This is a genomic window from Methanomassiliicoccaceae archaeon DOK (genome assembly GCA_009911715.1).
GTDB lineage: Archaea > Thermoplasmatota > Thermoplasmata > Methanomassiliicoccales > Methanomethylophilaceae > Methanoprimaticola.
In genome coordinates this window covers 1,138,913-1,162,991 of the sequence record CP047880.1, presented here as the reverse complement: position 1 = coordinate 1,162,991, position 24,079 = coordinate 1,138,913, and the positions used below count along the sequence as shown (strand labels likewise).

Sequence of the window (24,079 nt, the reverse complement as noted above, 5' to 3'; positions counted from 1 at the left end):
TGGTGACCTGCTTGATTCGAACCTGAACAGCAGGCCAATGGATCGATTCAATTTCTTACTCTGTGGATGCACCTCCTGTATTGTGTGGATAGACTAGCTCCCCGTCTACATCGGGGTCAGAAAGGAACCTCAGCACAGGGTTCACGGTGATCGTCAGAACAAGGCTGGCGCTGTTGTCCTCATCCTGCGTCGAGATTGCCTCGATCTCGTATGTGAACTCAGTTGTCACATTCACCTCTGGCAAGGTTCCTGACAGCTGTCCGGTTTCCGAGTTTATTTCTAGCCAAGACGCGGCAGTCCCTCCGATTTCAGAGAACGTCACCGAAGTGTTCGTGGTCGCAGTGTATTCGATACCGGTGTTGGATACAGCCATAAGTATATCGGCAGAGGTGAACAGGACGATGTTGGCATCGGCGGTGAAATGCAGATCAAGGTATTTTTCGGGTCCTTGGATGATGATTTCGAAATCCTCTGTCGCTGTACCGAACACCATCCCGTTGTACCCCGGGTTCATATCATCGTAGAACAGGCTGCCGGGATTCGTGCAGTATAGTGAGTAGTCCGAACCCTCGATAGCGTAGACGTTCACATTCGTCCCAGGGAGGAATTTGAAATAAACGCTCATGCCGTCCCCTGCGATGATAGTGTCGGCTGTCAGCGTCTCGAAGACGGAGCCCGCATCCGATGAGAGCACGGGTGAGGCTAGAACATAGGGGTTGTCTATGGAACCCTCGGGGTTCTCGGGGTCTCCGAACTCGGCCGCGTTCAGGCCCTCGTCCATGACGACGATGGGAATACAGCATACACACATCATCACGGTCGTGGCCACTAGCAATCTTTTGAAATCGATATTCATTGCAATACCTCATATGAGCGGGAACGAAACCCCGCAATAACGTTCAATAAGGCCCTCCTCTCACCCTCGATGCTGAGTGAGGGGTTCTGGATTTCCGTTCGAACAGGCATTCGAAGCAATCCTGTCTGTTGTATGATGAACACGGCATCACATTGGTGTCGTACCTGTCGCACGTGCTGACCTTGTTCGAATGTACACGTATGCTCTTCCTGCAGAACTGGCACACTTTCTAGATCCGCTTCAGCATCATGCCATCACCTTTGCGCAGTATGACAATCTGGCAATGACAGCTCTTCTCAGCGACGGTAGTGACGGGTCAGTCGACGCGGGTTCGTTCTCCATGATTCTCCGGAGGGCGGTCTCCGCCCCTCTGGAGACCAGGATCCTGTCAAGCCCGGCCTTGGAACAATAGTCATCGACCACGGCCTGTAGCACATCCTGGTAGCACTTGCTGCTCATGCTCTCCACCCCCTGGCATTTCCGAACTCGGACCTCGCCCTGATGCCAGTCCTGGCCTTGAGCTGGTCTCTGCGTATGAATTCGAAAGAATCGTCGGAACTGTATACGCGGTACGCGTAGGATGTCTCGCGACATTCCATGCAGACCTCCCTCCTGATCTCCACGACGGAGTTCCCGTCTTTTTGTAAATCGAGCAAGGTCAGTCTCAGGACTTCCTTCAGGCGTATGTCGTCGGAGTCGCAGTAGGGGCACGACATCATGCGAGCTCCCTCCTCTGCCTGTCCAAAAGCCAGATAACCTCCTGTTCGGCATCGCTGCGGTCGAAGAACGTGACTGATCTGTCGCCGTACTCCAGTTTCCATTTGCGGGTCTGATTCCCCTTGGATCCGGGCTTGTAGAGGTCAATCGTCTCGCCTTTCAGGTCCTTGGTCTGCCAGTGGCCCGCAGTCACGCGGTTCCACGCCCCCGGCTTGTCGCTGGGCACAGGCTTCGGCTCCGGGATGCCTGCCAGTTGGCGGGCCATCCTGTCCGCCCTGGTTCCCTTTCCTCCGTTCTTGAGCTTGGAGATGTCGGTATCCAAAAAGCGCTGGTTGACACGGTCGGTGGCACGCTTGCCGCGCAGCGGGCCGCCCTTACCGCCGCCATTCTCCAGGAGCGTCTCCCTGTCGTGGTCGTACGCCGACTGGCCGATGCGTCCCTCCTCGGTGCCGTGAAGGTACCAGAAGTATCCGCACGCCTCTGCAGGTTTGCGCGTGCGCGTGATCGTCTCGGCCACAGTGGCAGCCTCCTCCAGGTTGGAGTATGACTCGTAACTCAGGCCGTTATCGCGGACCATGCGTCCGTTCTCGTCCAGGTTGTACGGTGTCTTGGAGAAACCGGCCCTCTTGGGATCGGTCTGTCTGAGGTGATGGGTGAACTCGTGGGTGATGGTGTCCTCGTCCAGGGACTTTGCTACTATCACCGGGGTCTCCAGGCCGTCCTGCCTCCTCATGTAGAACCCGGCCACGCCCCTCTTCCCGGTGGGGCTTGCCATGACGACGATGCCGCCGTCCTTGACAGCGGACTCCAGCTCCTTCCCGGTGAAGTTCTGGGAGAGGGCGGTCATGATCTTCTCCCTCTCCGAAGGCGTGCCGATGACGGCTATCCTCGGAGTCTTCGTTCTGACGGATTTCCCGACCTTGTCCCAGAACCCCATGTACGCGTTGGTGGAGTCGTCCAGGCCCTCTATGTCGCAGCTGGAGGGATCGTCCCACCATCCCGTGGCGACAATCTGCTCCGGTGTGAACCCGCCTGTGGGTATCCGGTGAAGGGTCTTAGCCGGCTTGCGAAGGTCTATTGCGATGTTCCTCGGGCTCCCTTTCTTCCTGGCCATGTCGATGTCCAGGAAGTGCTGTACGATGGCGAACAATGGGACCTTGCCGTCGGAATCGATGGGGACGCGGTGCGAGAAACCGTCCTTGTCCTCCACATAAGCGGCGGCGCCCCTGGTGTCGAAGTAACCGTAGTCGGTGCCGGTGGAATCGATTTCGAAGCGGTTCTCGATTATCGGGGAACCGCCTTCGGTGCGTCTCAGCTTCTTCACCATGCGAACCAGACCCGAAGAGTGCCCACGAAGGCGTGTCGGTCCAGTTCAGTGCATGGTGACAACTTGTCATCGGTTCAGTCATCTTCTCCTCCCAAAGGTTTTCCTGTTCCAATCGCCCTCCAATTCGTCCTTGGAGCGGTGGTCCGGGCCTATCCTCCTGCCCGACATCGCCTCGTATGGGCAGTCGCGGCAGTCCCCGGTGTCTGGGTCGCACATGTTGCACGGCAGGACGGCCATACCGCAGTGGGGGCACGCCTCCGGATGGTATGCTGCCATCACGAACTCAGTGTCGCATTCCCCGCACTGTTCCCAACAGGATGCGCGCGGGAACCTGGCGTCCAGAACGATGAGCTCCGTTCCCCGTCTTGCGGCATGGTGGAGCATCTCGGGCGGGTTCAGGTCCCTCCTATTGGCGTTCTTGTTCATCAGTCTCATCTTCCCATCCCCATCAGCGATTCGGCGAAGTCCATCGCCTCCTCCTTCGTCTTGAACTTGGTGTACGGAAGACCCCATGCGTTCGCGCAAGCGAACCATCCCGGGCCCTTCTCCTTTAGTTTCGTGACGTCGATGTAGTCACCTTCGGCGTCATGGATCGTGTACACGTTGCCGGCGAGCTTCTCCCATTCGTACGGTTTCCTACCGAAGGACGCGTGTCTACGGTTGGCGGAGTCCATCATCCCCATGTCGGAGAGCATGTGCCTCCTGTAGGCTTCCGCGGCTGCCCTGTCGTCGCGTTTCCAGCGGTCTGAGCCCATGACCTCGCCATAAGCGTCGTCCTCAAGGAGCGCACGCATGTCCTCTGTGAGTCCGTGTTTTTCCACCTCCATGGCCATGGCGGCCATTCTCGATGCACCGACGGGATCGTTCTCCCAGTCCAGGGAGTCCCAGAACGCCTGGGAGTATGTGGGGCCGTTTGGATGCCTGACCCTCTTTTTCTTCTTCCGGGGGAACCCTCCCACGGGAACGTTGGCGACCTCCATCGGGGCGTCTATGCCTGCGATGTCGTATCTGTTGGGACGGTTCATCCACTGCCCCGCCTGCTTGACAGTCACTAGAGGGGCGAACACTGTGCCGGCGATCTTCATTTCATCAGTCAGTCTTGACTTCTGGTTGCGTTTGGATTCGAACTCGATCAGATAGTCCGGGTTCACGAAACCGTCCGCATCCGTCGGGATCTTCTCAGTCTTCCTCTTGCTCATCTCAGCACCTCCAGCGAATCGTGCAGATCGGCGATATCCACGTCCACGGCGTAGCCGGGCACTGGAGGTAGCATATTCTTCAGACGTTTCGCAATCTCCGTGCGTCCTGTGAGCACACCAATCCATTCTTCGTAGTCCTCTAGGTACTGCTTTATCCCGGCTGTGGTGAGTGGGTACTCCGCGCCTGTCTCAGCCGATGCGAAGGCGGGTCTGGAGTCGCGCCGGGGGTTGTTGGACCTTATCGGTGCTTTGCGGTCCTTCGAGAAATTGGAACCGCCCACACGGAGCACGTCGTGGGCTCCGTGCGATCTGATCACTCTGGTGTCATCCATCATGTTACGGACGTGGCTTTTGAGCCCGTCCCTGTCAACCCCATCCTGCTTCCGGGCCAGGTCGTCGGCGTACATGTCGATGCCCTGGGGCGTCGCCGTGTAGTTCTTGCCTGTCTCCTGGCTGTAGAAGTACGATGAGGAGTCCGTAGAGTATGACGCGTGGCGGGCCAGGGGCCCACTTCCGCATCTCCTGTTGAAAGAATCCATCTCTTCTCCTCCCATGAAATGTCTGTAAAATTCGTCATACGAGCCGTCCGCGTACGCCCTGGCCATCCCGGGTCTGAGGCCCCCGTTCCTGGCCATGGCTTCGGCCAGCTCTAGATCGGACAGCCATGGAAGGTCGCCATAGGTGGACCTACTAGGCATTAGTCCGGAGAAGAACCCTCCAAGGCTACTCACGTCAGCCTTCGCCGGCGGGATGATAATCTGCTGTTTTGCGGGGGCGTCGATGCCCTCGATATCGGACCTTCCGGGGTTAGTCCACCATGCGACAGCCTTATCTGGGGTGATGAAACGGCTCTCGACCACCATCGATGTCCTGAGATCGTCCATGCGCTGCGCGCGCAGCGGACGAGCATGGTGCCTAGCTCCCATCTCTTCGAAAGGTACGTAGCCGTCATCATCGACGAGGATGCGTACGGACGGACCGTCGCGTTTCCTCACGATGCGGAACATATCGACGCCTCCAGAACGAACGTTTGTTCATCGAACGTGACTTCCCGGAACGCATGTTGCGGGGTACCTTCCAGTCCGGCTTCACGCCGTACCTCTTCTGGATCCCAACACGCCTGTCGAGCAGTGAGCGTTCAGTATCGTCTAGCGAATCGACGTCTCCGCCGTTCGTCAGATAGTAGGTGTAGTTAGAATCACACGACCTCACCAGATCCATGACCAGAGACGCCATGTAGCCCTCTCCGGCGTCCTCGACCAGCGACGGCTGGTTTCCGTGCTCGTTCCATGCCAGGTATCCGTAGTAGTCGCATATCCAGGACCACACCTCCGGATCATTCAGATACGGTGCCGTCCATGGGTATCTGGTCGTGTAGAAGTCGCGGAGGTAATCCATCGAACGGACGTCGGACGGCTCCAAGGTCGGATCGATGTTGAACGTGCCCTTCCTGGCGCGGGTCTCCCACGCCGCGTCGGAGAGGCGCTCCATGTCCGAGAACGACCTGCCCCACAACAGCTTCCCGTTCTTCGCCGCATCTATGTCGCGGTAGCTCACATCGAAGTAATAGCGGCACGGACGACCTATGTCGTCAACGCCGTCGGCCGTGTACACTCCGCTGGGGCCGCAGTCGCTCAGATAGCGGGCGTCCCCCAGCGTCTTGAAGTACTCGCCATGATAGATGAACCCCTTCCTGGGGATGGGTAGTGTCTCCGGGAAGTGTGGGTTGCGGGGACGTTTGTAGATCGGTACAGTCCTCATGTCAACGTCCCCTCCTGGAGAAGGATAGGATGCGTCTCCTGTCTTTCGGGTTATCGTAATCGACCAGCAGCGAGTAGTGCAGGGAGTCAAAGGCCTCGGGCGTGACGTAGGCGCGGTGTCCAGATTCGGTGACGCCGATGGGCATACACCCTCTGGAGTAGGTCTCGGAGCGCTTCGACTCGGTCTCCTTGCGGTACCTGTCGAACGCATCATGGTCCCATCTGTCCCAAATGATCCGTTCCCTGTCGCGGTCGAAGGCACATCCGCACCTCAAGCATACGTACAGCCCTCTCTCTCCGAGACCGCGGACTTGCTCATACGCCCCGCAGTTGGGGCAGTTCGGCCCCATGCCCTCCTCGTACCAATCGTCCTTGAAGCTACGCTTGTAGGGCCTCATTTCCGGAATCCAGAACGTTGGGACGTGGTCGGTGACTATGTTCTCGGCCATTATCGCCGCCGTCTTGATGTCCGGCGCATCGTAGACGCCGCGGACCTCTTTCTGGCCTATGCCGAGACTCCATACGACGACGATCCTTCCATCAGGGCTTGATTCGGCCTCGAACCAGTACGGATTCTCGCAATCCGAATCGCCGAGAACCCAGCGGCCCTGGTTGCGGACCTTCCTGAACTTGAAAGCGGTGTCGGGATTCCGTCTGGAGCCGCTCTTCTTGTTCAGTGCCAGAGCCAGGGAAGCGACTGCCAGTCCCGTCCCCAGCACTCCGAGGTCGAAGTTGGCCTTCTCGTAACTGTCGCGGTCCCATTTCATCTCCTGGACCTCCTGTTCCTTGAGCCTACGGGCCCCATTTCCTGGTGGAGGCTCATCAGTTCGTACCTGAGGGCGACGCGCTCCCTCTCCATGTCGGGGTCGTCCAGCCTGTCGATGTCATCCAGGACGCCTATGGCGGCATCGACGCCTTCTGGTGTCGACAGTCCGGCGAGTGTGTCGCTGAAGGCCCGCTGAAGATCGTTCCCGTACTGGTCTTCGAACTCGTACGGGTCGACGCTGCGGTAGAGGTTCACCAAGCGGAAGGCGAGATTGGGGGCCGAGTTGCTGCCGACCTTCTGCTTGGGCCTCTTGGAGTAGTTCCCGGCCAGGTGGCCGCTGCTCCCTCTTCTGTTCCCGAATGCCTTCGGACGGTCATCCTTAACCTTCTTGTCGTCGGAGTATCCGCCCCACAACCTGTCTGGTTCGGCGGAGCCGTAGGCTTTCCACCATTCCGTCAGATCGTGGGCGTAGGAGACTGCGTTCTCCAGGTTCGCGTACCATGAGATCGCGGACAGAGAGACGTCCTTGCCAACGGGTGCCGCCCGGAAAACCACGTAGCCTTTGCCGTCGGTACCGACGACGTAGTGCATCTCGCCATCATGGTGCATGGCGCGCATGTCCGTTAACAGGTCGTAGCCCATCTGGGCCAGTTTCTTGCTGATACTGACCATGTCACTTTCTCCTGTTCTGAGACTGTCCCGGTCTCTTGGCGAACTGCCCGTTGGCCTTCCTGGGCCTGTTCCTGGACGATGTAGGCTTGGCCGACGGCCTGGAGGGCTTGTTCTGGGATGCCAATCTCCCCTGCACGCGCCCGTTCTTCAGCGAGATCGGACCGTTGAGGTTCGACGCCGCATCTCTGATCCCGAGTATGCGGAACATCGAATCGATGGCGTCGCGGTCCGCCGGTGTCGAGCCTGACACGGCATACGTGCCCTTGCGTGGGTCGTAGTCGAAGATGACCGATCCGTCGTGCGCCAGTAGGAACTGGCCGTCCGCGAACATGTACGCGGAGTAGTCACGACCGCCGTTGTGCCACCAGTCCCGCTTATTCGACGCCTTCCGGTAAAGTTCGGAGACTGTTTTCAGGGGGATTGTCGGCATCGGCGCCTCCTGCTGTCACCGGAAGTCTTCCCCGGATTGCCGGTGGGCTTCTCGGTCCTGGAGCGGTTCCGGATCGTCTGGGTCTTGGACCTCTTCGATGTCTTCTTGCTATAGGCGTCGGACATAGCGCTCCCAATCGAGCGTATCTCCCCGATCAGCTGTGATGCGGATTCGGCGTCATCGCTGCTGAATGAGTCCTGATCGATGCATCTCTGCATGTAGGCGACGAGTTCGTCCCTTCCGGATTTCGTATTGAGAAGGTCCTGGATGCGTCCGATGCCCTCGTCCCATGTGTCGAAGCGTCCGTACCTCCTGTCATCCGAGTAGTACATGAGGTCGGCGATCTCATTGGCTAGCGAACGGATGACGCCGGACGACACGTTCCTCGAAGCCTTAGGCTTCGTGGATTTCCTCTCGGCCTCCGACTTGTAGGCTTCCCAGTTGGCGTCGACCAAGCTCTTGGCATCGTTCCTCGAATCAGAGGACTCGGCGTAGCATTGGGCTCCCAGCTGTGCGAGATGCTTCTCCAGACTGCTTCCGCGGACACGGGTGGCGGCACCGCTTGCCCCCGATGCGAGGAAACCTCTGAGCTCGTTTACCGCCTGGGTCTTGGTCATCCCGCTTGTGACTAATTCACTGAGTACGTCCTCCCAGTGCTCCGGGTCCTCCTGGACGATGAGCCTTCCGAGCCTTCCCCCGAAGTTGTCGATCATCTCCTTCCGCCCCCGTTCCTCGGTTTCTTGACGAACCTCCCGTTGACGTCCCTCGGCTGTCTGTTGCAACTCCTCTTCGGGGATTTCGATGCGTTGCAGGAACGTGGTTTCGATCCGTGGACAGGCCTGCGATTGTTGGATGTCCCGCCCCTGCACTGCCTAGTACCGGTTTTGCATCCGTTGGAGCTGGTCCTGGATCTGCGGTTCCAATCCTCTGCGTAGTCATCGTCCTCGTCGATGTTGGAGACGTCGACCCTGCTTCCTTCCGGGTCCAGTGGGACGAAGTCGTCCAGCCAGTCCCCGATAGCGAATTCTATGTGTCTCTCTGCCTCTGTCTCGGAGTCGGCCTCGATCCTTACGTTGCGGAGCATGATGCTCACATCTGCCGTGTACGTGGCCATGTCAATGCCTCCTGTCGGCGGAACCCTTTGGCTTGCAGGTGAGCTGTCCCTCGACGTCCCTCGGTTTGGATTTCCTCTCTTGGTTCGACTGAGCAGGTTGATGAGCATGCTTCTGTCTCTTCCTGATACAGGCATCGGACTGTCTGGCACTGGCGGGCAGAAGCTTTTCGTAGTCGTTCTTGCCGACGATCATCGTCACTATCCGCTGGTAGTCCACGGCGGTCTCGTTCGGAGGATGGATGAGCATGTCGCGGATGACCGGGTTGGCCTGGTAGAGTGCTCTGTCGTAGAGGTCGTAGACCTTGTCCTCCAGGCGTTCAGCTGCCAGATCAACAGCGTCGTCGTACGTAAGGCGCTGGGCAGCCGCCTGGGAGAACCATCCCCTGACGCGTTTCAACTCCGTCTCGTAGCTGGTGATGCCGGTGTACAGCGCCCATGTCGGACGGTTCGCCCATCCGTTGTAGTCGCCCATCGCCTTACCTCCTTGCCTTGTTATTCGATACGTTGGCGGATTTCCTGCGCTGATTGGGCTGGGCCGGCTTCGAAGCGGGTTTCTGGGGCAGTTTCTGCTTCTTCTTGATACAGGAGTTCGCCTGAGAGGTCTGCTTCGGCTTGGGCTTGTCGGTGGGCTTCTTCTTGATGCACTTGCTGGATTTGGAACCGGCCCTTGGTCCGCCCATAGGGGTTGCGTTCTCCCATGAGATCGGCACGCCCCTCCCGTCGTCCCATGCGTTGGCGACAGGAGATGCCCCGTTCTTGAGCGCCTTGATGACCGCCTCCTCCTCTTCAAGACTGAGCGGATACAGGCGCTGGACACGGGTGTGTCCACCCTTCTTCATGTATACGTCGAAGCACTTGGCCCCGTTGCCCATGGGGACCTCCTGGATTTCGCAATCAGGGAGGGTCCACGACTGCTTGACATTGCGGGATGCCACGTTGGGATGGGCCAGGTTCGATTGAGGTCTGGGGCCGTTGACCGAGGTGTATATCCTGCCTTCACTAACGTAGCCGATCTGCTGGTTCTTCTCGTTGAGGACTATAAGCGCGGGGCCAGTCCACCCAGTGGCCTGGATTGCCTCCTTGGCTCTGTTCTTCGCGTTGCGGCGGTTGAGCTTGCGCTGCTTCGCGTTGGCCTTCCTCATCTCTTTCTTCAGTCTGTCCTGGTCGGCCAGCTTGTCTTCGAGGTCACGGTTCCTCTGGTTGATCTGGTCGATGGAGTTCCGATACTCCAGGTTGGAATACTCTCTGGGCATTCTCTCATCTCTATCACGAACGCGCGGTTGCCCCGCGTCCTGGGCTTGCTGTCCAGATCAATCACCATGAGCCAGTCACCTCTTGCGTACGTTCCTCGAAAGGATTTCTGCGCGTCCGATGAGTGATGCGTCGTAGCCGTGAAGCACGGCCACGCGCGCAGCTCTCCCCTTGAGCCTCGGTACCTCGGACTGGGGAATATCCGGGTCCGTGTCGGTGAGAATATACCTGTCTGCCAGGTATGCGTCGCGCGGATCCATCCCGCGCACGCCGTCGTAGTACCCGGACTGGCTCCTGTCCAGGCTCGTTCTGGCGACGGTCTCGGCGACTGTCAATCTCTCCTCTTCCTCCAGGATCCTGTCTTGACGGCGCTTGGGCATGTGGTCGAATGTCCAGTCCTTCAGACGGCCTTTTCTGGTGCTGGGGTAGGATGTGCGGAGAATGCCTCTTCTGTCCGGATCGACAGCGCGTATGTGATGCACCACCTCGTGAACCACGCCGTCGGGCGTGGTGTTCCTCTCCAGCACTATTAGCGGGATCTCCACGCCGTTCTGCTTGCGGAAATAGCAGCCTGTGGCGTCGCCCATGCTGGGGACAGTGCGGATGACGAAGCTTCCGTTCCTCGTCATGGTTTCCAGCTCGTCCACTGTGAACGATTCGGCCAGGATGTGACGGATGCGTGCCTGTTCGTCCCTGTCGGCCAGCACGGCAATCTTGCGCTGGACACGTTTCTGGTTCTCCGGCACGCTTGAAACGTCGTAGTACGGGCTGTCCGGTGTGTCTATGCCGTCGATATCGTACAGCGACGGGTTGGCCCACCAATCAACGATCTCCTTTGGTGTGCGTCCCGAAGGGACCACTATCTGGGAGCCGTCCTCAAGGTCGTTCCACCGCCCCTTCTCCTGGAATCTCGACACCAGGGCCCAGTCGGGCACTAATCCATCTTCATCTACGGGTATCCTGTATGTCCTCAATTTCCTCCGGACAACCACAATGTCCGGATCTTTCTGTCTTCCGAACCTCATGTACCTCCTCCTATGCACCAGTGCACCGCCTCTGCCAACTCGTCTACAGAATATCTTCCGTCGGGGATGCGGCGCGAATCCCCGACGTGTTCGTTAGCGTCGGAAGAGGGATGGTGTGATGTGTCGCGGCACGGGTCGCCATCACCAGAAGAGGACGGGTCAGAAGTTCCCTTGGAAGGAACCGGTTTGGTTCTTAGAGAACCATGAATGCCGTGATTTTCCGGGGTTTCCCTAGAGATATATATAGGGGACGAAAAACCACCCTTCTTCAAACAACCACCACCGACGCTGGCTACATCCGTTTGCGGTTGTATACAACGATTGTCGTTATCGGAAAGCAACCAACACTTCTCGACACCTTTCGACGTCTGTTGACACACCCGGACATATCCAGCCGATTCGATGCGGTAACGCAGCGCGTTACGAGTAAGCCCCACCTTCTCGGCGACGTCTCTCTCGGACATCCCCTTGTTGAGCATGTTGACGGCAATCTCGACCTGTGTGAGTCTCCTAACCATTTCCGGTTTCGGAACCGGAGCCGTTCCAGAACCCACTCCGTCGGGATGGTTCGCGGCGTAGTACGAGCGGATCGTATTCAGCACGTTCACGGATGAAACTCCGCCGATCGTACGGTTGAACTTCTCCCAGTCGAATCCGTCGCCGACGTAGAACGTCGCCGACGCCTCGTGATCGTAACAATAACCGCCCTCCACCAGCGTGTCCAGTGTCCCCGTCCATTCGGTGACGGGCACGCGCAGGAACCTGGGCTCCGAATCGTACGCCTTGATAAGCATCAGTTCGCGCGGCTTGTACGGAAGGCGGTTGGCCTCGATGTACCGTTGGTTGGCGGCAAGGTCTTTCTTGAGCTTGCATGTGAGGTTGCCAGGGTACTTCGGATCGTTGAGGAAGTTCCTGAACGCGGGGCCGATGCCTTTTGCCGAAGGTGTGAGAAACCAGACAACGAGACGGAACTTCCTGATTGTCCCCAGGAACTCCTTCATCATGACTGATGCGTTGGTCTGGTTGCTGTCACCTCCCACGAAGTTCTGAGCCTCGTCCAAGACCATCAGTATGACTACATCGCGCCCGTGCTCCTCGATGATATCGACTATCAGCGGGAAGAGCTCCATCATCGTCGTGATGTGGTACACTCCAGGAGGGGGCTCCTCGACTATCTGGCCGTTGACCTTGTGGAAGAAGATCATGTTAGTGACCATCACAACCTTTCCCACGGACGGGTAGCAGCCTTTCACCAGGCGTTCGCCTATGGCCACGGCGGTGTGCGACTTGCCGCCTCCCTTGAAACCGCTTGTGAGCAGCACGGAACCGGGCCTAAACACTGATGCGAAGTACATGTCCAGCGATTCGTCCATCATTCATCCCCCATGTCGAAGAGGCCCACCATCTGTACTTTCTGGATTTCCATCGGATCCTTGTCGATCAGCCCGACTTCGCGCATCACCTGCTCGTAGACCATCATGTAGTTGTAGAACTGGTCCGGGTCGATGCGGATGCGCGGGTCCTTGGGCAACGGTGCTTTCGCCTCCAGTTGCTTGTATTCCGGGAACTGCCACAGCATCCTGTTCGGGCAGTTCAGCGAGAGTGCGAGCTCGAACGTCTTCAGATACGCGGCGCGGGTGTCCCCCTGGCTGTAGAAGGCCAGGAGTTCGTTGTACGCCTGGTTCATCGGCTGCACGGTGTCCTTGTAGAGCAACGCCTTGGAGTCGTGTGCCTCGGTCATGTCCTCGCCCCCATGGACCTGAACTTGGAGAGTACGGACGTCGTGGCCTGTATCTCCGGCCGAGGCAATATTTCGGCGAACTCCTCCAAAGCTATGAGGAAGTCGTGCACCGGATTGTATGAGAGCCAGTATGCAATGTTGATCACCGCATCGAAGAGCGGTGACGACGGCACGGGGACGTATATCTCCTCATCGGAGGGCTCATCCGTCCAGTAGTCGTCCGAAGTGACATCATCGTCTGATACTTCGTCGGCTACGTCGTATTCGCGGTATATGTCGAACTCCGGCACGGATCTAGGTTCCACCTCGTCCCCGTCGTCGAATGACCTGGCGTAGTCCCTCGCCTCTTTTTCTATCCTGTCGGCTTCACGTCTCCGTTCGTCTGAGTCCATGTCGTAGTAGTAAGCCTCAAGGCCGTCCACGGATGTGCGGTACTCCAGATTCTTGATCGTGCGGACTGTCTCGTACTCGATCGGCACGTTGAACCCTATCGTGGCGGATTTCCACAGGGGCTCGGTGACGCCTTCGCGGATGTACTGCTGGGCGTGCTGGTCCACACCCTGCATCGTCGAGTAAAGGCGGGAAGTGGTGCGGAATACCTCTATCATCGGTTTCGACGAACCGTAGTTGACGATCTGGCGGAGCGTCCACAGATCACGTATCTTGTCGGGATTCGAAACAGGCGGGTTCCTGGCGAAGATGAGTCCGGGGTTGCGGTTCATCACCATGGCCGCCCATTCCAGGTCGATGATCTGGTCGATGAGCTCCTCGACACGTGCGTCGGCGTTCTCCTCCAGTTCGTCAAGATACCATTTGGACGACTTGGCGTATTTGTACGCCGGACCGTACATGATGGCCTCGGAGGTGTTATCGTCTGGTATCGGGTGGATGATCGGACGGGGTTCGACGTTCATTCGTCAGCCTCCTCCATGGCCCGCCTATTGGCGGCGCGCCTCTCTCTAGCCCTGTCGGAGACCATGTCCTCCAGGCGGATGCCCAGTTCCTTCATGAAAAGTTCATCTGGGTTCTTCGATGCCATCGCAGACAGCGCGAGGCCTCCGCCCTTGACCATCGCCACGTTGAGTTCGGCGGCGGAATCTATCGCCGACGTCTGGAGCCTGGCGTATTCCATGAAGAGGTCCTCATATTTGTTCGCGTTGAGGATCCAGTCGTACGGGGCGTCGGTGCAATAGGGAACCGGCGTGTAGTGCCTGAATTCGATGCGGCAGTTGAATCTCCACAGTTTGCGGTCGTACTCCTCTACCTGCATTCCGGCCACGTCTATAGCATCGGCCTCATTGACCATATGGTACGCCTGCTTGCACGTCACACGACGTGTGCGCTGGACCGCGGAGAGGTCCAATGGGTTGTCGATGTGGAAAATCATCGAACGGCATATCTTGCGAAAGGACTGGGGCTGCCAGCATTGGCGTCCCTCGCGGTTCCTGTAGCGGACTATAGGGTAGACGTCCTGGGTGCGCTCCACGATGTCGTGGACGCTGATGTACACCACATCGGCTCCCACGGAGCAGTAGCCGATCAAGTACCCGCCCCAGAAGCCGACGGCCAGTGCGGCGTACTGTATCCAGACGTCGCTGGAGAATGGGACATCGAACAAGGTCCACATGAGCACTGGCATTACGCACGACACGGTGAGCAGCGTCACTGACACGGGGTCGTTGAGCGGAACCATGCAATGCGCCGCATCACGGACGCGTATGCCGATGAAATAGCTGGCCAGTGCCAGAGCGACCGTGGCGAAAGGCAACATGAGCGTCACCCAGTCTGTCATGCGATCACCTTGCCCATGATCGTCACCATGGCGGTGCCTAGCACTATCAGTCCACCAAGCCTGTGGCCGGACGCGGCTAGGACGTAGACGACCATCACCTGTATGGCGAGCAGAACGGTGGACCAGTTGCCATGGAGGAACGATAGCGTGGCTTCCAAGTCGTATCCGGACCATGCGAAAAGCACAATACAGAAGACAGCCCCGACTATTCCAGTCGCAACTGTGGTCAGAGATGCCATTGCTTGACTCCGACGTGGCCATCCATCATGGGTGCCGTTGTCGCAGTCAAGATCAGTTCATTGAAGGTCATTTTCGAGTCTCCATATGGTGTTATGATATCAAATCTGTTTTGTTGGACTTCAGAGGGTTGTGGGCGAGGCTTCTTGGATAAGAAGATCCGCCTACGGTTCCTGTTGACTATTCTCTTCCTGTTCTTTCCGTATATTCTGTTGTTCAATGTCCTCCGGGTTTCTGCTTCGGGTCTGGATACGGTCATGAACTGTACGAGGGCTCACACTCCGGCTATGAGACACGCCGCCCCGGTGACTACGGTGGTCAGAATCATGGCCAGCACGTACGCCACGACAGTCAGAACCACGGTCAGCAGACCATTGGGGATGTCCCCGCCGATAGAGACGATCACCGCTGCGATCAGCATCACGGCGATGCCCAGGAACGGATTCACCAGCATCAGCAGCGTTCCGATCAGGAGGATGGCGACGGGCGTCTGCCCGTTCTGCCACATCCTCCACGAGCCGTAGGCCAGCAGCACCCCGACGATTATCGCCAGTACAGCGAACCACAGGAATGCCGACTCGGGCACGGACATGTTGATAGTCAGATCCATTTCACTCTCACCTCAGCTGTTCCTGGGCCACACGAACTTGTATTCGAAGCGGTCCCATAGGAAGTTCTCGATCGGTTCCGACGCTATCCACCCGATGGCGACTATCAGAAGCCCCAGCACGATTATCAGCCAGTTCCTCGAAGTGACGCCGTAGACCATCATCAGAAGTCCGATGATGAGCATGATCGTGCGGATGAGCTCCCCCGTGTCGTTGTAGACGGGGGGTTCGACCGGGTCGTAGTCCTGCATCTTCTGGGGGTCGATGATGTCTATCTCCTCGACATGGAGGGACACGTTGTCCACCATGTTGCCCTGGTACATGATCTGGGTAATCTCCATGGTCGACCCCGAATCCATGAACACGATGGACGCGTTCGCCATGTCCATCGTGTCGAGGTTCCCTAGATCCGTTCCGTCCCCCCAGATCGCCACGTATCCGGTGAACCCGGACAGGTCGTTCTCCCCCTTCTCGAGGGTCACGTCGCGGTAGAAGATGGGTGTGAACACCACGTCCTCGTACATCGCCTTCTCGGTGATTCCCGCCTCGCCGTCGGCCTGGGTCATCGGCAGTTCTATGGTGCCGCGGCAGTACAGGTCCAGCGAGTTCATTGTCATCACGTACTCGCTCAGGTCGATGTCGCCGCTGTGCGCCTGGGCGTAGCTGGCGAGCTGCTGCATGGCCAGCACGGTAATCACCTCCAGCCACTGCTCGTTGATGTTGAACTCCTCGTAGTTCTCCGGGACCATCAGCGTCGTCAGGTAGGCGGACGCCTCCCCGTTCTTGTCGTAGATGTTCCACACGGCGTGGGCCGCGGAGTCCGCCTGGTACATGGTGCTTATGACGGAGTTGAGGAGCAGGTCGTAGTTCTCCAGGGCTACCATGAGGTCTGTCGCGACCTCGTCGGAGGAGTTGTCCGGCTGGACGACTATCTCCAGGTCGTTCACCCTGTATCCCGTGGACGTCTCCAGGTGGCCGTCCACGTAGGTCAGAATCTCGGAGTTGCCGCCGCTCTCTATGATGATGCCGGCATAGACGTCGGTGGCGTAGGACCCGCGGCACGGGAGGATGTCCCCGGCGTAGGTGACCCCGGAGGATGCGGCGTAGATGCCCGCGACGTCCTCGTCGCTGAGATCGCCTATCTCGTTCCATCCCTTGTCCAGACGGTAGGACTTCGACGGGTCGTCGATGTCCGTTATCACCGCGTTCTGGACGGAGGAGTAGATCGAACCGCCTCCGAAGTAGAAGCGGTTGGACGAGTCGGTCACGTCATTGGCCACCAATCCGATGTTGGCTCTGAAGTCCCCACCGGCCGCATCAGCTCCGTCGGCGGAGATGGAACTCAAGCCGTAGCGGAACACGATCTTCATGAGACCGTCCCCGTAGGTGGCGGTGTTCTCGAGACTGTTCCACTCCGCCGCGTGGTTCACCATCTGGGCGAAGTGGGTGTTGATCTGGGCTGTCGCGTTGCTCATCATGTCGGACGAGTTCACGTAGACTCCGGACTCGAACAGGAGCTGGTTGACGTCGTAGGAGTCCATGTACGGCCAGATAGCCGCCGCGGTTATCTCCGCCTGGCGTATCCAGTGCTCGGCGGTCAGGTCCCAAATGTTGGCGTAGTTCTCGAGGGCGTTGGCGTAGTGGGCCAAACCGTCGGAGATGGACCTGGCCACAAGTTGCGCCTCCTGGCTGCGTGCGTAGTCGCCTTCGTAGTCGCTGTTTATCAGGTCGAAGTAGTCGCCAGCCACGTACGCGGCCACGACTGTGCCTATCCAGGCGGCGGTGACCGCCCAGACCTCCCAACCGACGAGTATGACGACCGGGACGAACGCGTCGACCTCGTTCTCTTCCTCCTCGGACTCCATGACGGCGATGCAGGGCACCGCCATCACCATCAGCGCGCATGCGAACGCGACGAGCCTTCTCTGCTTGGAATCCATCATATCACCCCTCTGAGCTTGAGGACAATGAGGACGACAAGGGCCAGCAGGATGACGAGAACGACATAGTAGAGCTTGAAGTCGGAGCCTGAGTCCCCGACTAGGAAATCCTCCTCGGTGTCGACCCAGTTGTCCTCGGCGTCGTAGATGACCAGCGAGATGGTGTGCCATCCGTCCTCCAGCTGGCCGATGTATTCGACAACCTCCTCGGTGCCGATCTCGGTCTCCCCGTCAAGGGTCCAGATCCAGTACTGCGGATCGCCTGTGGAGTCGGCGGCGCTGAACCTGTACCCGTTCTCGGTCTTCGTGATGGTGATGACGGCGGTCAAACCGCTCGGATTGTCGGGGTTCTCGGGGTCGTCGGGATTGAGCACGGGGTCGTCGGGGTCCGTGGAGGGGTCCCCCGGATCCGTCGACGGGTCGTCGGGGTCGGTATTGGGGTCGTCGGGGTCCGGCTCGCCCGGGTCCGTGGGGTCCTCCGGGTCGGGCTCCTCGACCAGGAACCCGAACTCGGTCTGGTCGATGCCTCCCGGCCCTTCGACCACGAGGTAGAACGTGTGCTCTCCCGGGGTTATGGTGCCGTAGTACCAGTACGTCTGGGAGTTCGCGATGAGCGACCCGTCGATGTACCATCTCCATTCATCGGCCAGCGTCGAGCCGGAGGCGTCGAGGTACCAGTACGTGACGCCGTCGATGTCCACGCGCTCCTCGGCGACGGTAATGTCGGCGACTGGCGGGTCGGACACCAGTCCGGAGTCCGTTTCATCGTAGGCGTGGACCTCGAGATAGGTCACCGGCCACTCGGACTGCGACGTCGTGCTGTCCTTGACCCTAATGGTAATCTGTCCGTGGAAGGTCCCCTCGTAGTCGTACTCGAACGTTCCCCTCCCCTCGTCGGTGTCCCCGTTGCCCCATTCGATGTAGAGCGTGGTCACGGAGTCCTCCGCGGTGATGATCACCTTGGAGGGGTTCGATTCGTCGTAGGTCAGTGTGGCCACCTTCACCCACACGGCGCGGAGCGTCATGTCCGACTCGACCGGGAGGCCGAAGTCGTACCTACCCTCGTCGGTGGTCCAGTAGCTGAAGGCGTAGCCGTCGTATCTCACGGGGTTGGGGAGCGGCTGCGAAACGGTGAACCCGTCGCGCACGCTCATGGGGTTGTAGGATGTGGAGCTCTCGGAGCCGGGCAGAAACAGAACCTGATGGTACACGATGACCGGGTCCTCGGGGTCCTCGGAACCCGAACCGTCCTCCACCCAGTCGGCGTACAGCGTCACATCGTCCTGGACTACGTACACGTCTCCGGGGTCGTAGTGGTTGCCGGAACCCTCGGTCGATGTGACCCATCCGTTGAACGTGTAGCCGTCCCTGGTGGGCCCCAGCAGCGGAAGGACGATGCTGGTGCCGGGCTCGACCTTCTGGACGTTCGTCATGCCGTTGAGCGAGCCCTCGTTGGGGTTGTAGGTGACGGTCACCGTCTCAGCACCCTCGGGTATCCAGTATCCGACGAACATGACGTCCGCCGATGGCATGGAGAACGTGTAGCCGGGCATGTAGACCTGGTCGGGTGCCGACTCGAGGATCCATCCGACGAACTCGTAGCCTTCGAGCGTAGCCGTCGTGCTGCTGTCCAGCTCCCTGATGTCCTCGACGAACCCCACGTGTCCCGTGACGCCCTCCGCGCCCAGCGGGTTGTAGATGATCACGTGCGGGTTCGGCTCCCATAACGCCCTGACCGTCACGCTCTCGGTAACCACGTACAATCCCCCGAGGGGGTAGTAGGCGGTACCCTGGTCGTGCTCGGTGATCTCCCATGCGACGAGCGTGTTGTCGCCGTTCACCAGCCCTTCGCCGGTGGGGAGGTAGATCGCCGTGTTGTAGTAGGCGGATTCGTTGGGGATGCTCCCGGAGGCCCCCTCGGTGGTGTAGCTGATGGTATAGATGTCGTCGCCGTCGGTGGGCACGTACAGCTCGAAGTAGATGTAGGAGCTGTCGTGGAGCGTCCCAGTGAGCATCCTGGTCTTCTCAAGTGCGACAGTCACATAGTACGTGCCGGGTTCGGGCTCACCGTAGAACCTGACGGAGCTTATGGGGTCCATCTGGTAGTAGGAGCCCCTGGTGACCTCCCATTCCAGCCATTCGGCGTTGGACTGGATCTCGATGCTGTAGTTCATGTAGAGGTCGCCGGTGTCGAAGATGTCCCATCCGCTCGGGGCGTTGTTGATCCCCGAGAAGACCTCCCATTCGAAGGTGAACATCTCATTGAGGTTCCTGTCGTAGGCTGTGGCGTGCGTGTAGTCGTGGTCGTTCGGAACGGTGTCGTAGACCGCGTAAATCTCGACGTCCCCCTCAACGGTGTACTCCTCGCCGACGGCCAGTGTGTCAGAGCTAGCTGTGTTTCCTATCGCCCACTCGGACAGGTAGTAGCCGTCGTGTTCGAACAGGTTGCCCGGGAGGATGATGTCGCTCCCCGTCTTCACGAGCCACTTCTCGGTGTCGGAGCCGGTGTCGTGGAACACCACAGAGCTCGTCGAGTCGAGGTCGTCGCCCGACAGGGCGTCCGACTCCTCCCCGCCGGTGAGCAATGCCCCGGCCCCGAGAAGGGTAAGGGACAGGATGACTGCCAGGGCGATCATCCTGAGTTTGGCATCCATCTCAGATTCCTCCGTAGAAGACTATCACGACGGCTCCGACGATGGCCAGGACGGCTGCGGGTATCAGGAAGTAGTAGGACCTTTCGAAGACGGCGTAGGCCGCAATCAGCGCGCCGACGATGATGAGCACAATGCCGGCGTAGAGGCCCCACTTGGTCTCGGAGCCGTCGCCGCCGTCATCGTCGTCCCCTCCAGGGGCGGGCTCGGCGGACTCGGTCCATGCGGCGTAGAGGGTGATGTTCTCGGTGAGCTTGCTGTACCTGTTGAACGGCTCGGTCAGATCCTCGTCCAGGAACCATCCGGCGAAGACGTATCCGTCCCTCGTCGGGTCCGCGGGCATCTCGATGGTTCCACCGTATCCGGACGCGGTTGCGACGGGGGCCTCGGAGCCTCCGTTGGAGACGAAGGTGACCGTCGGGTATCCGGAGATGGTGAACCTCACCGTGACGGAGTCCTCGGAACCGCCGTTGTAGCTGTTCTTGACGGTCTGGACGATCTCGTACTCGCCGATGTCCCTGAAGGTGTAGTTGACGTTCCAGAGACTGGATATCATCTCCCCGTTCAGCGTCCAGACGATCTCGTTGGCGGAGCTCCCGGAGAACTGGATGTCCAGGGTGTAGGCGTAGAACGTGCCGTAGTCGAGGTATCCGTCCAACTGGACGGGCTCGTTTGTGGCGCTCGAACCGGCGATGAAGATGTCCACCCCGGCGGTGGGGGCGACCTGGTGGTCGATGGGCTCGACAGTGATGGTGAAGGTCTGTGTGGCGGTCTCGTATCCAGGGTAGGATGCGGAGACGGTTACCTCGTAGCTACCCTGGTCAGTCCTCACAGGGGTTCCGTAGATCCTCCCGCTGCTGTCCACGCTGAGCCATCCGGATGCGGGCGGCTCGCTCTCGAACTGGACTGTGGCCCCCTCCACGTCGGTGGTCACCAGGTAGCTGAAGGGCGTACCGATGTAGACCGTCACGTCCTCCTGGGTGGAGGTGATGTGCACGACGGCCTCCCTCCACACGGCGTAGACGGTCTTGGTCTCGCCCACCTCGATGTGGTCGCCGACGACGTAGTCCGGAGACTCGGCGTCGTCGCTGTCGGCCCATCCGAGGAAGGCCATGCCCTCCATCGTCGGGACGGTGTCGGGGACCTCGATGAGGTGTGTCTGCTCGGTCGTGGTCTCGGTGACGGAGTCGGGTCCTCCCTGGCCGCCGTTGGCATCGAAGACCACGGTGTGGTCGTAGGTGATCTGCTGGTAGACCGCGGTGATGGTCAGCGTCCCCGTGACGTCCATGGTCTCGCCGGGCTGTTTGTCCGCCTGTCCGTCGCCGTCGGTGTCCCATCCCTCGAAGTACATGCCCTCGGGTGCGGTGGGCTTCGTCTCGGAGATCGTGAAGGTATGGGCGGCCTCGGTGGACTGGTGCGTCTGCTGCTCGAATGTGCCGCTTCCCTCCCCAACGTCGTACTGGAGAACGAAGCTGTTGATCTTAAGCCATACCGCGTACAGGGTCTGGCTTCCGGTGACCTCGATGGTCTCGCCGGGCTGCTTCTCGGCCTCCCCTCCCTCCGTCAGCGCCCATCCGCCGAACTCGTATCCGTCGAGAACGGGCACCGCGGAGGAGATCGTGAAGGTATGGGAGGACTCGTCAAGGGTCTCGTGTGTCTGGGTAGAGGGGACGTTCGTTCCCCCGAGCCCGTTGTACTGCAGGGTGATGTACGTGTACGCGGTCCATACCGCGTAGAGGGTGTCGCTTCCGGTGACGGTGATGAACTCCCCCGCTGTGTACTCTACCGCTCCCCCGGAGGTGGTGGACCAGCCGTCGAAGTGGTACCCCTCCCTTACCGGGACGGTGGACGTGACGGTGAACTCGTGGGTGTCGGTGTTGACCTCGGTGGCGATCTGGTCCTCGGGGACGTTCGTGGCGCCCTCGCCGGCCTCGTAGTGGAGCGTGATGGTGTTCACCTCGTTCCACACGGCCTCGAGGACCGTGGTCCCGGTGACGGTGATGGGCTCGCCCGGCTGGTAGCTCGTGGAATCCCCCGAGACCTTCCATCCCGCGAACTCGTGCCCGCTCAGCGTGGGCACGTCATCGGGGATGATGAAAGCGTGGGACTCGTCGATGGTGGATGTGGATGTCATCGTGTCGGGGGCGCCGGTGCCATCCCCGGCGTCGAACTGCAGGGTGAAGACCTTGGCCCACACGGCGTAGAGCGTGATGGTGGGCTCCGCCCTGGTGAGGTTCACAGTATTGCCGGTCTGGTACGTGACGGCGGTGTCGTTCGCGGTCAGGCCCCATCCGACGAACTCGTATCCGTCCCTTACCATGCTGGAGCTCTGGACGGTGAACGAGTGCGAGGACTGGGTCGTCGCGTAGGTCTGCGGGGATGGGGTGTTGGTGCCCCCGTTCGTGTCGTATGTGACCGTGTAAGTGGTGTTCCACACGGCGTACAGGGTGCTGCTCAGCGTCGAGGTCGAATAGGAGCCTCCGGAGATCACGGTGGCCGAGGTCGCGTTCGCGGACTCCGCCCATCCGACGAACACCCTGTCGCCCCATGTCGGGACGTAGCCCGAGAGGTTGAACGTGTGGGCGCTGCCGGACTCGTACTCGGTGATGACGTTGGAGGACAGCGTTCCGCCGTTGGCGTTGAGGATCAGGGTGTACTCGTCCAAGGCCTCCCACACCGCCCAGAGGTCGAGGACGGGGTCGCTGCTGTAGAGGGTCACTCCGGAACTGGGGGAGTAGGAGATGTTGCTCGTGGAGCTGTTGGTCGCCCATCCCATGAACTCGTAGCCATCGCGGGTGGGTTCGGCGCTGTGTATGGTGAACCTGTAGCTGGAGGCCTCGGTGGTGTAGGACTGGTCGGACTGGCTCCAGGAGCCTCCCTGGAGATTGTAGTTGATGCGGTATGTGACGTCCGGGTCGTTGACCGTGATGCTGTATGTCGCGCTCACGCCGCTGCCGTCGTCGGCCGTCGCACGGACGGTGACGCTTCCCGCGGATTGTCCGATGAGGGTGATCGTGCCTCCGGTGGAGGTGTCGTCGGTGTCGTAAGTCACGCGGGAGCTGCCGGAGGTGACCGTCCAGTTCACGTACCTGTTGTCGGCGCTGGACGGCGTAGTCGTGGCCGTGAGGGTGATGGAGCTACCGATGTTTACCTCGGTGGGCCCGGTGATGGAGATGTTGGTGACCGGCTGCGGCTGGGTGACGGTTATGGTGTGGGTGTCGTAGGCGCCTCCTCCGTCGTCGGCCGTCGCACGGACGGTGACCGATCCCTCGCCGGTCAGATTGATCCTGCAGGAGTCCCCGTCCTGGGAGGAGATCGTCGCCCTGTTGGAACCGGATGTGATGGACCATGTGACGTCGGGATTGTCCGCATCGCTGGGGTCTACCGTTGCTGTCAGATCGATGTAGTCTCCGACCTCGCCGGAGGTGGCCCCGGAGATTGTCACACTCTCGACCTCTTGGGCAATGGAGTGTATTACGAACGAATCACTGACAGTTGCATTGAAATCAGCACCCCAATACGATGTGATCTCGACCCCTACAGTGATGTCTCCGCCAGTGTTCAGAGTGCCTGTTATCCCATCGTTGCGAACAATCAGTCCGAATCCGGAAGTGACACTTGTGAAATCAACTTCGAGATAGTATGGGTTACTATCGTTGTAATAGATGAAAAACTGTTCAATATCGACACGTGTTCCCGACTGAACGTAGAACTCCCTGTAGGAGTCGAACATGTTCTGCAAACTCTCTTCGGTAGCATCCATGCCATAGTCGTTGTATGCGTCATCAGGGTTGACGTTGAGGAACGTCAATCCGGTCATCTCGAAATATGTGATGGGGTTAGAACTCGTACCGAAGGTGGGGCCGACTACCCAGATGTTGAAGTCGATATTCGGATCATCGGTTACTAGATCCCAAAACCGGAACGAGTGGTTTCCGGTTTCATACGGCACTATCACTGAGGAATTCGTCTCACTATTGAATTTGTTAACGA

25 protein-coding genes are annotated in these 24,079 nt (G+C 59.4%); all 25 read right to left on the bottom strand.

All coding sequences use genetic code 11. The annotated features are described in order from the left end of the window. Nucleotides 1-55: 55 nt before the first annotated feature. On the bottom strand, nt 56-856 hold the full coding sequence (locus JS82_06050) for a hypothetical protein (GenBank protein QHK17692.1): 801 nt from the start codon (nt 854-856) through the stop codon (nt 56-58). A gap of 246 nt (nt 857-1,102) precedes the next feature. Beyond that, a complete protein-coding gene (locus JS82_06045) occupies nt 1,103-1,315 on the bottom strand; it encodes a hypothetical protein (protein QHK17691.1) in 213 nt (70 codons plus the stop codon). Then, on the bottom strand, nt 1,312-1,575 hold the full coding sequence (locus tag JS82_06040) for a hypothetical protein (protein ID QHK17690.1): 264 nt from the start codon (nt 1,573-1,575) through the stop codon (nt 1,312-1,314). The genes JS82_06045 and JS82_06040 overlap by 4 nt, the downstream gene beginning before the upstream one ends. After that, nucleotides 1,572-2,900: a hypothetical protein gene (locus JS82_06035; GenBank protein QHK17689.1), complete on the bottom strand. Its 1,329-nt coding sequence runs from the start codon at nt 2,898-2,900 to the stop codon at nt 1,572-1,574. The genes JS82_06040 and JS82_06035 overlap by 4 nt, the downstream gene beginning before the upstream one ends. A gap of 78 nt (nt 2,901-2,978) precedes the next feature. After that, nucleotides 2,979-3,335, bottom strand: a complete 357-nt coding sequence (locus JS82_06030) for a hypothetical protein (protein ID QHK17688.1) — start codon at nt 3,333-3,335, stop codon at nt 2,979-2,981. Continuing rightward, a complete protein-coding gene (locus tag JS82_06025) occupies nt 3,332-4,099 on the bottom strand; it encodes a hypothetical protein (protein QHK17687.1) in 768 nt (255 codons plus the stop codon). The genes JS82_06030 and JS82_06025 overlap by 4 nt, the downstream gene beginning before the upstream one ends. Then, nucleotides 4,096-5,106: a hypothetical protein gene (locus JS82_06020; GenBank protein QHK17686.1), complete on the bottom strand. Its 1,011-nt coding sequence runs from the start codon at nt 5,104-5,106 to the stop codon at nt 4,096-4,098. Before JS82_06020 ends, JS82_06025 begins: the two co-directional genes overlap by 4 nt. Next, nucleotides 5,051-5,860, bottom strand: coding sequence for a hypothetical protein (locus JS82_06015; protein ID QHK17685.1), 810 nt, complete (start codon nt 5,858-5,860; stop codon nt 5,051-5,053). Before JS82_06015 ends, JS82_06020 begins: the two co-directional genes overlap by 56 nt. Nucleotide 5,861: 1 nt before the next feature. Then, nucleotides 5,862-6,626, bottom strand: coding sequence for a hypothetical protein (locus tag JS82_06010; protein ID QHK17684.1), 765 nt, complete (start codon nt 6,624-6,626; stop codon nt 5,862-5,864). Then, complete coding sequence (locus JS82_06005) at nt 6,623-7,297, bottom strand: hypothetical protein (GenBank protein QHK17683.1); 675 nt, start codon at nt 7,295-7,297, stop codon at nt 6,623-6,625. Before JS82_06005 ends, JS82_06010 begins: the two co-directional genes overlap by 4 nt. 1 nt (nt 7,298) lies before the next feature. Then, nucleotides 7,299-7,727, bottom strand: a complete 429-nt coding sequence (locus tag JS82_06000; GenBank protein QHK17682.1) for a hypothetical protein — start codon at nt 7,725-7,727, stop codon at nt 7,299-7,301. Further along, nucleotides 7,709-8,440, bottom strand: a complete 732-nt coding sequence (locus JS82_05995; GenBank protein ID QHK17681.1) for a hypothetical protein — start codon at nt 8,438-8,440, stop codon at nt 7,709-7,711. The genes JS82_06000 and JS82_05995 overlap by 19 nt, the downstream gene beginning before the upstream one ends. After that, entirely contained in the window at nt 8,437-8,841 is a 405-nt protein-coding gene (locus JS82_05990; protein ID QHK17680.1) for a hypothetical protein, read from the bottom strand. The genes JS82_05995 and JS82_05990 overlap by 4 nt, the downstream gene beginning before the upstream one ends. A 1-nt stretch (nt 8,842) precedes the next feature. Then, nucleotides 8,843-9,313, bottom strand: a complete 471-nt coding sequence (locus tag JS82_05985) for a hypothetical protein (protein QHK17679.1) — start codon at nt 9,311-9,313, stop codon at nt 8,843-8,845. Between the two features lie 4 nt (nt 9,314-9,317). After that, nucleotides 9,318-10,094 (bottom strand): hypothetical protein, encoded by a 777-nt coding sequence (locus JS82_05980; protein QHK17678.1) that lies wholly within the window; start codon nt 10,092-10,094, stop codon nt 9,318-9,320. Nucleotides 10,095-10,169: 75 nt separating this feature from the next. Continuing rightward, a complete protein-coding gene (locus JS82_05975; protein QHK17677.1) occupies nt 10,170-11,027 on the bottom strand; it encodes a hypothetical protein in 858 nt (285 codons plus the stop codon). 86 nt (nt 11,028-11,113) lie between these two features. Next, nucleotides 11,114-12,490 (bottom strand): hypothetical protein, encoded by a 1,377-nt coding sequence (locus JS82_05970; protein QHK17676.1) that lies wholly within the window; start codon nt 12,488-12,490, stop codon nt 11,114-11,116. After that, nucleotides 12,490-12,858: a hypothetical protein gene (locus JS82_05965; protein ID QHK17675.1), complete on the bottom strand. Its 369-nt coding sequence runs from the start codon at nt 12,856-12,858 to the stop codon at nt 12,490-12,492. Before JS82_05965 ends, JS82_05970 begins: the two co-directional genes overlap by 1 nt. After that, complete coding sequence (locus JS82_05960; protein ID QHK17674.1) at nt 12,855-13,772, bottom strand: hypothetical protein; 918 nt, start codon at nt 13,770-13,772, stop codon at nt 12,855-12,857. The genes JS82_05965 and JS82_05960 overlap by 4 nt, the downstream gene beginning before the upstream one ends. After that, nucleotides 13,769-14,650: a hypothetical protein gene (locus JS82_05955; protein QHK17673.1), complete on the bottom strand. Its 882-nt coding sequence runs from the start codon at nt 14,648-14,650 to the stop codon at nt 13,769-13,771. Before JS82_05955 ends, JS82_05960 begins: the two co-directional genes overlap by 4 nt. Beyond that, on the bottom strand, nt 14,647-14,835 hold the full coding sequence (locus JS82_05950) for a hypothetical protein (GenBank protein QHK17672.1): 189 nt from the start codon (nt 14,833-14,835) through the stop codon (nt 14,647-14,649). The genes JS82_05955 and JS82_05950 overlap by 4 nt, the downstream gene beginning before the upstream one ends. Nucleotides 14,836-15,161: 326 nt before the next feature. Further along, nucleotides 15,162-15,497: a hypothetical protein gene (locus JS82_05945; protein QHK17671.1), complete on the bottom strand. Its 336-nt coding sequence runs from the start codon at nt 15,495-15,497 to the stop codon at nt 15,162-15,164. Nucleotides 15,498-15,509: 12 nt separating this feature from the next. Beyond that, on the bottom strand, nt 15,510-17,435 hold the full coding sequence (locus JS82_05940; GenBank protein QHK17670.1) for a hypothetical protein: 1,926 nt from the start codon (nt 17,433-17,435) through the stop codon (nt 15,510-15,512). Next, nucleotides 17,435-20,089: a hypothetical protein gene (locus tag JS82_05935; GenBank protein QHK17669.1), complete on the bottom strand. Its 2,655-nt coding sequence runs from the start codon at nt 20,087-20,089 to the stop codon at nt 17,435-17,437. The genes JS82_05940 and JS82_05935 overlap by 1 nt, the downstream gene beginning before the upstream one ends. A 1-nt stretch (nt 20,090) precedes the next feature. Continuing rightward, complete coding sequence (locus JS82_05930; GenBank protein ID QHK17668.1) at nt 20,091-23,906, bottom strand: hypothetical protein; 3,816 nt, start codon at nt 23,904-23,906, stop codon at nt 20,091-20,093. Between the last annotated feature and the right edge of the window lie 173 nt (nt 23,907-24,079).